The sequence below is a fragment of the Scandinavium sp. genome (assembly GCF_032012665.1).
Lineage (GTDB): Bacteria > Pseudomonadota > Gammaproteobacteria > Enterobacterales > Enterobacteriaceae > Scandinavium.
Genome location: NZ_DALZVG010000035.1, coordinates 25,480 through 32,443, shown reverse-complemented (window position 1 = coordinate 32,443; position 6,964 = coordinate 25,480). Strand labels below are relative to the sequence as shown.

The following is a 6,964-nucleotide window of genomic DNA, read 5'->3' as shown; positions in this document are numbered from 1 at the left end:
GAACGGCGGACTGTTAATCCGTATGTCACTGGTTCGAGTCCAGTCAGAGGAGCCAAATTCCTGCTTTCATGCAGCCTGCGAATCCATCTCTGGTATTGATTCAAACGGTTATCGCGAAAATCCTCAGTCTCTCCCTACTGATAAAGCCTTTAAAGTCTCTGATTCCCACAGCCTGTCAGACCCGACAAATCACGTTATTGCCATCTCAAAGAGTCACTTAAGCCGCTTCGCTTCTGCTACTTCTATACCGCACCGCCAAACTTCTTGCGCCAGGCGTAGAAGGTGGTATCTGAACATGCAGAGATCGCTTGCCCGCTTAGCCCGGAACTCACCACGATTGCCATTCAGGCAGAAGCGCCAGCAGAGTGGTTAAAAATCACCGCGCTCTGGCACGACAGAGAGCGTCTGTTCTGAGGCCTCTCCCGACGCGCCCCGGCGATAATAGCCGGGCGCTACGGCCATCACCCGCTTAAAAGCGCTGCTGAACGCGCTTTCGGAAGCATACCCAACCTTCGCCGCAACTTCGGCAATCGACTCCCCCGCCAGCAGCTCGCGCCGCGCCAGATACATCCGCCACTGCGTCAGGTAGGCCAACGGCGGCATCCCCATCTGTTCACGGAACCTCACCGCAAGCGACGTTCTCGACATTCCGGCCTGTTTTGCCAGGTTTTGCAGGCTCCATCGGCGGGAAGGCTCGCCGTGAATGCAGCCCAGCACCAGAGAGAGTCGCGGATCGGCAAAGCCTTTCAGCCAACCCTTATCGTCATCCGTGGCGTGGGCAAGCCAGGCCCGCAGCGTCTGGATGAAGAGCAGTTGCGTCAGCCCAGCGATCGCGCTGGCCCGTCCGGGACGATGGTTTTGCATTTCGACCACCAACTGTTTGAGCAGCCAGGCGAGCGGTCCGGCCTCAACGGCGCTGCCGCGGACGTGGATCAGCGGCGGCAGGCCGCTCAGCAGCAGCGCCTGGCGATCGGCATCCACCCGGACTTTACCGCCCAGCATGGTGAAATCCTGCCCGCTCCCCAGACGATACTGGTCGCCATCGTCGCGGGCGATCGGCTCCGTACCGGCACCGTGTATCAGCCTGGCATCGCTGGCCAGCGTCAGAGTGCGCGTCCCGTTAGTAATCAGGACGTCGCCGCTCTCCGCCAGCTGCGGCGCGGACGCATCGTCCAGCGAATACCAGCAGCGCCCCTGGGTAAGCGCGCAAAACTTTATCGCATCCAGATTGGCGAAACGCCTCGCCCAAGCACCGCCGGCCACCAGACGTCCGGACAGGTCGCACCTGACCTGAAGAAAATCCAGCAGATCGGAGAGCGGGTCAGGCGGTAAATTTGAACTATCACGCATATAAATTGCACTTTCAAGGCTTCATCGTACAGTGGCGTCACTCTACCATGTGATTACCCCTTCGTCCTGGAGAACCTTTATGTTCACCCCACAATCCCCTATAGCTTCAGGTTTCAGCGCAGCTTCCATCCCCGATGAGGTGATGCGCCATATCGATCTTCGTGGAAAATACGCTATCGTGACCGGCGGTCATTCAGGCATTGGTCTGGAAACCGTCAGGGCACTGCGCGCCGCCGGTGCCAGGGTGATGGCCCCCGCCCGCGATGTCGCTCAAGCGCGGGCCGCCCTTACCAATATGCCGGATGTCATGGTGCAACCATTGGATTTGATGGATCCGGACTCCATTAACCGTTTTGCCGATGCGGTGCTTGCCAGCACCGATAGCGTCGACATTCTGCTGAATAACGCCGGTATCATGGCTCCGCCGCTCTCCCGTGACGCGCGCGGCTATGAATCGCAGTTTTCCACCAACCATCTCGGTCATTTCCAGCTGACTCTGCGGCTCTGGCAGGCGCTTGCCGCTGGGGGTAACGCGCGTGTTGTCACCTTATCCTCTTTAGGCCACCGCTACTCGCCAGTCTGCTTCGAGGATATCCACTACACGCAGCGACCCTACGATCCCTGGCGTGCCTATGGTCAGTCGAAAACGGCCAACGCCCTGTTTGCCGTCCATCTCGACAAACTGGGCCGCGAGTCCGGTATTCGCGCTTTCGCGGTCCATCCCGGCAGAGTTCCCACAACCCGACTGAGCCGCTTTATGACCCCGGAGGAGAAGGCGGCGGTAGCCCAGGCAGCGCAGGTGGGGCCAGACTTTGTTCCTTCACCTCTGAAGACCCTCGCGCAAGGGGCTTCGACCAGCCTATGGGCCGCCACCAGTCCTCAGCTGGCCGGAATGGGCGGCGTCTATTGCGCCGACTGCGATATTTCGCTTCTGGTCGCCGACGACAGTCCCGACGTCAGCGGTGTACGTCGTTGGGCGATCGATCCCCGCCAGGCCGAACGCCTGTGGGCGCTGTCGCTGGAGCTGATCGGAGAATAATTTTCTATACAGACAGGAGAACGTTATGCCACTCAATCACTACATTACGTTGGGGCGTTCCGGGCTACGGGTCAGCCCGTATTGCCTGGGAACGATGACCTTCGGCGAAGACTTTGGCTGGGGGGCCAGCCCGGAAGCGTCGTTTGCCATGCTTGATGAGTACAGAAGCCGCGGAGGCAACTTTGTCGATACCGCCAATATCTACACCGCCGGCCATTCGGAGCAGATTGTCGGCGACTACATCAAGCAACGCGCACTAAGACGCGATGAGCTGGTGCTGAGCACGAAGTTCTACTGCAACCTCTTCCCCGGAGACCCAAACGGCGGTGGCGCGGGGCGTAAGGCGCTGATCCAACAGTGCGAAGCCTCGCTGCAACGCCTGCAGAGCGACTATATCGATATCTACTGGCTGCATAACTGGGATCGTAACGCACCTGTCGAAGAGACGCTGCGCGGACTCGACGATCTGGTCACTGCCGGCAAAATTCGCTACGTCGGGTTCTCGGATATTCCGGCGTGGAAAACTGCGCAGGCGCAGACGATCGCAGCCTTCCGGGGTTGGGCACCGATTATTGCGCTCCAACTGGAATACTCCCTGCTGGAGCGCACGAGCGAGGGCGAACTGTTCCCGCTGGCGCAGGAGATGGGCATGGGGATCATGCCCTGGTCGCCGCTGAAGAGCGGATTTTTGAGCGGCAAATTCCGCCGCGACGACGGCGGCAACGTTGATACTCGTCGCAGCGGTCTGGTGGGCGTACCCTCGCCGGCAGATTACGCGGTGATTGAAACGGTCAGCGAGATCGCCTCAGCGCTTAACGTCAGCCCGGCGGCGGTAGCGCTGACCTGGGTCAGGTCGCAGCCTGGTATCAGCGCCACGCTGATTGGCGCGCGGCGGCTCGATCAGCTGAAAACCAACCTCGATTCGCTTGAGGTAACGCTGTCGGCGGAACAGCTTGCCCGTCTCAGCGAGGTCTCAAAACCCACGCTGAATTTCCCGGCCGACAACAACGCCACGCTGGCGCCGATGCTCGCCTTCTCCGGGATGACGGTGGACGGCAAAACGATTCCCGCCTTCACGCCGCACTCCTCCTGAGTATTTACGCCAAACGATCGGCGCGGATTGCCCTCCGCGCCGGTGGGTTTAGCCCATTTCGCTGCTAATGGCTTTGCGCAAAGCCGGCAAATTATCGCCGGTAATGGGGCTTACCACCGCATAGTTGTAATGGCTGTCGCTCCAGTATTGCGCGACCAGGCCATCGCTCTGCCGCGCCCCTTTGTTCAGTGGAGTCGCCCGATGACGAATATACCAGGCAATCCGCTCCCCTCCGGTGGTTTCATACAGCACCAGCGCCGATGCACCCTGCTCGCTGGCCATCAGCCTGGCGCCAATAAGCTTAAAGCCATAGCGTTCAAGATTCGGCGGCAGCGTACCGCTGATAAAGTAGCGTCTCAGCCAGTTTTCCAGCATTGGCGGCTCGCTGGTACGGATATCCATACTGGCAAGCTGAGGAAGATCGCCAAACAGTTTATAGGCCTGTACCGCGTCTTCCATCGGCAGCATCCGCGACTGAACGTGCTCTCTAAGCTGCCAGCCGCCCAGGCTTCCCGCCCCCAACGTCAGCACCAGCGAAAAGGCCAGCGCCAGGCGCTGAATACGCCGCTGCCGCAGGCGAAAGTGTAGCCTGGCGGGGTCAGAGTTTGCTGACAGATAGCGAACATCCGTCTGGTTCACGGCGCGCTGCAGACGCAGTTTATCCTGTCGCCATCCCTCCACCTCCCGTGCCATGGCGGGATGTTCGCGCAGCCAGGACTCGATTTCCCGGCTGGTCCGTTCGTCGGTTTCACCATCTAACCAGGCATGAAACAGGCTTTCATCAGGCAGATTGCTCATTTTAATCTCCTTAGCACTACGGGTGACGCATGCTCCTCAGTCAACTGCCGCAGCTGCTTACGGGCTCTGGACAAGCGCGACATCACCGTTCCGAGAGGGATATTGAGCGCTTCGGCGGCATCCCGGTAGCTCATCTCCTCTACGCTTATCAGCAGGAGCAACGCCCGGCTCTCTGCGGGTAGATGGGCAAATAACGCCAGCATTTCGTCAGCCATCACGCTGTTTTCACCGGTAATATCCGTTTTATCCTCCCCCTGAAAAAACATCAGCAGCTTTTGCCAGCGCTTGCGCCGCCGCTCTCCGTCAAGAAACTGGTGCCAGAGGATTGAGAACAGCCAGGTGCGCAGATTCCGTACTTCTTCTCTGTCTGCCGGGCCGTCCAGCGCTTTGATCAGCGTATTCTGCACCAGATCTTCGGCAGCCATGACGTCCCGCGTCAACCATAGCGCAAAGCGCTGAAGGTGCGGGAGCAGTTCGCGAACGTCCTCATCGCTCAGCGACAGCATTATTCACCCTCCCGGACGCCGACGAACGCCGCTCATACTGCTGAATACCCCGTCACGCAGGATCAGCCCATGCAGCAGCGCGGCGGCGACATGCGCAAGGACTACGGCGAACAAAGCAAACGCCAGCAGCGTATGTAAAGGACGCAGGATGGCATACAGAGTGATGTTTACGGGCAGCAATGCCGGTAATACCACCCCGCCCCACAGCGTTACGGGATAGCCTGCGGCGGAAAGCATCGCCCATCCGACCAGCGGTTGAGCAACCATCAGCAGATAAAGCGCCAGATGAGAAAGATGGGCCAGCACTTTTTGCCCTCGAGGTAAGGAACCCGGCAGCGCCGGTGCACCGTATCGCCAGCGGAGAAAAATACGCAACAGCACTAATACTTCGATAGCCGCGCCAAGAGGTCTGTGCACGGCGAGCAGCAGCGAGTGACTGGATGAAACCGTTGAGACCATCGCGACGCCGATAAACAGCATCGCCAGTATCGCCAGCGCCATCAGCCAGTGAACAAGGCGCAGCAGCGGGTGGAAGATCGTCGCCTGAGTTTTCATTAACGCTTCTCCTGACCCTGACGGGTTTCTTCGGTCGTTCTCAGATTAAAAGATTTTGCATAAGCCGCAGAGCGCGCGTTCAGCAGCGGATCGTCGGAACCGGCAATCCCGTCCGGCAGGATAAGCGGATCGTAGTTAATATTATTGCACGCGCCCCCCTGCTGATCTTCAGCCTTGTGAATCACCACTGTCCCCGCTACCAGAGAAGGATTCTCCTGCGGCCAGGCCTTCGTCGCATCATTGACCGGATCTCCCGGCTGGGCGACGGTGATCAGCAGATCCCAGGATAACGGTCCCGCGGCCAGGCGCGTTTTCAGTTCGCTGGAAAGGTAATTTTTATCCTCTTTATCCTGCGCCGAAACAGGTTGCCACGGAGAGTGCGGCACCAGGCTCCAGCGCACAAAATGGCTTTGGTTGTGCGCATCAATAAAGCGGAAGGCGTTCAGGCTGTTGTATTGTTCCTGCGCCCAGCTAGCGGCCAGAACGTGCGTTTTCGCCCACTGGAAGAAGGGTTTAGCTTCCGGATGCGCCTGCATAAAGGCCTGCATTTTCTGCGGATCCGGTTTTCCACTCGCCGCCAGCGGACGGGTGGCGATCTGTTGGTCATAAAACCCCTGCGGGGTAGCGACGCTAAAGAATGGCAGCGCATTCATGCCGCTGCGCCACTGCTCGCCATCAGTTAGCGTAAACGCCAGCGCGAAACTTCTCACCGGCACGGCGTAATCCGGCGCGCCCGGATTGCCGCCGGCAATGGCCAGCCTGCCGATGACCGGCACAATTCCTGGGCGAAAGACTGTCGCCCGCGAAAGCGTTGCGGCCTTGCCGTTGGAAATAAACTCGCCGCTCACGCAAATGCCTTTGGCATGATTGCGGCGAAAGCCTGGATGCACGCCGCCATTTTTTTCCAGCACCTCAATGAGCGTATTCGCCGAGAGCCGGTTCGGCGTCAGCCAGCCGCCAGCCCAGACAAAGAGCAGCAGCAGGACTACGGGAATACCGCCGACAAGCAGCAACAGGAAAATTTTTTTCGCAAAAACGCGGTCAGGTGTTTTCATCTTAGAAGCTCAGTCACAATAGAGTCTACACAAGACGAACGAGGAACGGATTTATTCCTGGCGGTCGAAAATTTTTTTCCGGATAAGCCATCACCATAAACTTTTTGATGATTGTCGGGCATAAAACGGCCACCGCCTGGCGTCGGTGTTCATTGCTTAACCTGTTGCACCAATTCCAGGAAATTATTCTTGACCGTACAGGTTCAACTCCCTATAGTACCGCCCCGTTGCCCCCGAGAGGTCAGGCAGCAATACAATATGGTGAGGTGTCCGAGTGGCTGAAGGAGCACGCCTGGAAAGTGTGTATACGGCAACGTATCGGGGGTTCGAATCCCCCCCTCACCGCCATATTTGAAGAAGAGCTCGTACGAAAGTACGGGCTTTTTTTTCGCCTGTGGCACCGTCTGTGGGGGGATGAGAACTCCCGACCGGGGTTCGACTGAACGGCAGGATAGCCGTTCAGCATGGCCAGCGGCCACCCGAAGGGCGAGGCACACGGATGTGCCGAGTGATATCCCCCCCTCACCGCCATATTTGAAGAAGAGCTCGTACGAAAGTACGGGCTTTT

Annotated in this window: 7 protein-coding genes, 1 tRNA gene and 1 other RNA gene; 4 read left to right on the top strand and 5 right to left on the bottom strand. The window is 58.7% G+C overall.

The genetic code is table 11. From position 1 onward, the window contains the following. Positions 1 to 369: 369 nt before the first annotated feature. Entirely contained in the window at positions 370 to 1,350 is a 981-nt protein-coding gene (locus tag RTU33_RS20190; protein ID WP_312629767.1) for an AraC family transcriptional regulator, read from the bottom strand. 79 nt (positions 1,351 to 1,429) lie between these two features. Between RTU33_RS20190 and RTU33_RS20185 the strand changes: the two genes are divergently transcribed. Next, complete coding sequence (locus RTU33_RS20185; protein ID WP_312629766.1) at positions 1,430 to 2,389, top strand: oxidoreductase; 960 nt, start codon at positions 1,430 to 1,432, stop codon at positions 2,387 to 2,389. Positions 2,390 to 2,414: 25 nt separating this feature from the next. Further along, positions 2,415 to 3,482: an aldo/keto reductase gene (locus RTU33_RS20180; protein WP_312629765.1), complete on the top strand. Its 1,068-nt coding sequence runs from the start codon at positions 2,415 to 2,417 to the stop codon at positions 3,480 to 3,482. A 48-nt stretch (positions 3,483 to 3,530) separates the two neighbouring features. On the opposite strand, the gene RTU33_RS20175 is transcribed toward RTU33_RS20180, so the two are convergent. The 4 genes from RTU33_RS20175 to RTU33_RS20160 are packed head-to-tail and all read right to left on the bottom strand — an operon-like array spanning position 3,531 to position 6,396. Further along, positions 3,531 to 4,280 carry an anti-sigma factor gene (locus RTU33_RS20175; RefSeq protein ID WP_312629764.1) on the bottom strand — a complete coding sequence of 250 codons (750 nt, stop codon included), beginning with the start codon at positions 4,278 to 4,280 and terminating at the stop codon, positions 3,531 to 3,533. Beyond that, the gene (locus RTU33_RS20170; RefSeq protein ID WP_312629763.1) at positions 4,277 to 4,786 is read right to left on the bottom strand and encodes a sigma-70 family RNA polymerase sigma factor; all 510 of its coding nucleotides are present in this window, start codon (positions 4,784 to 4,786) and stop codon (positions 4,277 to 4,279) included. Before RTU33_RS20170 ends, RTU33_RS20175 begins: the two co-directional genes overlap by 4 nt. A 3-nt stretch (positions 4,787 to 4,789) precedes the next feature. After that, entirely contained in the window at positions 4,790 to 5,341 is a 552-nt protein-coding gene (locus RTU33_RS20165) for a cytochrome b/b6 domain-containing protein (protein ID WP_312629762.1), read from the bottom strand. Further along, positions 5,341 to 6,396 (bottom strand): catalase family peroxidase, encoded by a 1,056-nt coding sequence (locus RTU33_RS20160; protein ID WP_312629761.1) that lies wholly within the window; start codon positions 6,394 to 6,396, stop codon positions 5,341 to 5,343. Before RTU33_RS20160 ends, RTU33_RS20165 begins: the two co-directional genes overlap by 1 nt. A gap of 260 nt (positions 6,397 to 6,656) precedes the next feature. On the opposite strand from RTU33_RS20160, the gene RTU33_RS20155 reads away from it, so the two are divergent. Then, positions 6,657 to 6,744 (top strand) — tRNA-Ser (locus RTU33_RS20155). A gap of 45 nt (positions 6,745 to 6,789) precedes the next feature. Further along, positions 6,790 to 6,927: non-coding RNA, RtT sRNA (locus RTU33_RS20150), on the top strand. Positions 6,928 to 6,964 lie beyond the last annotated feature (37 nt).

Excerpts from the sequence above, each read along its gene's own strand:
- RTU33_RS20170 (WP_312629763.1), bottom strand. The coding sequence starts at position 4,786 with ATGCTGTCGCTGAGCGATGAGGACGTTCGCGAACTGCTCCCGCACCTT.
- RTU33_RS20165 (WP_312629762.1), bottom strand. The coding sequence starts at position 5,341 with ATGAAAACTCAGGCGACGATCTTCCACCCGCTGCTGCGCCTTGTTCAC.
- RTU33_RS20190 (WP_312629767.1), bottom strand. The coding sequence starts at position 1,350 with ATGCGTGATAGTTCAAATTTACCGCCTGACCCGCTCTCCGATCTGCTG.
- RTU33_RS20160 (WP_312629761.1), bottom strand. The coding sequence starts at position 6,396 with ATGAAAACACCTGACCGCGTTTTTGCGAAAAAAATTTTCCTGTTGCTG.
- RTU33_RS20180 (WP_312629765.1), top strand. The coding sequence starts at position 2,415 with ATGCCACTCAATCACTACATTACGTTGGGGCGTTCCGGGCTACGGGTC.
- RTU33_RS20175 (WP_312629764.1), bottom strand. The coding sequence starts at position 4,280 with ATGAGCAATCTGCCTGATGAAAGCCTGTTTCATGCCTGGTTAGATGGT.
- RTU33_RS20185 (WP_312629766.1), top strand. The coding sequence starts at position 1,430 with ATGTTCACCCCACAATCCCCTATAGCTTCAGGTTTCAGCGCAGCTTCC.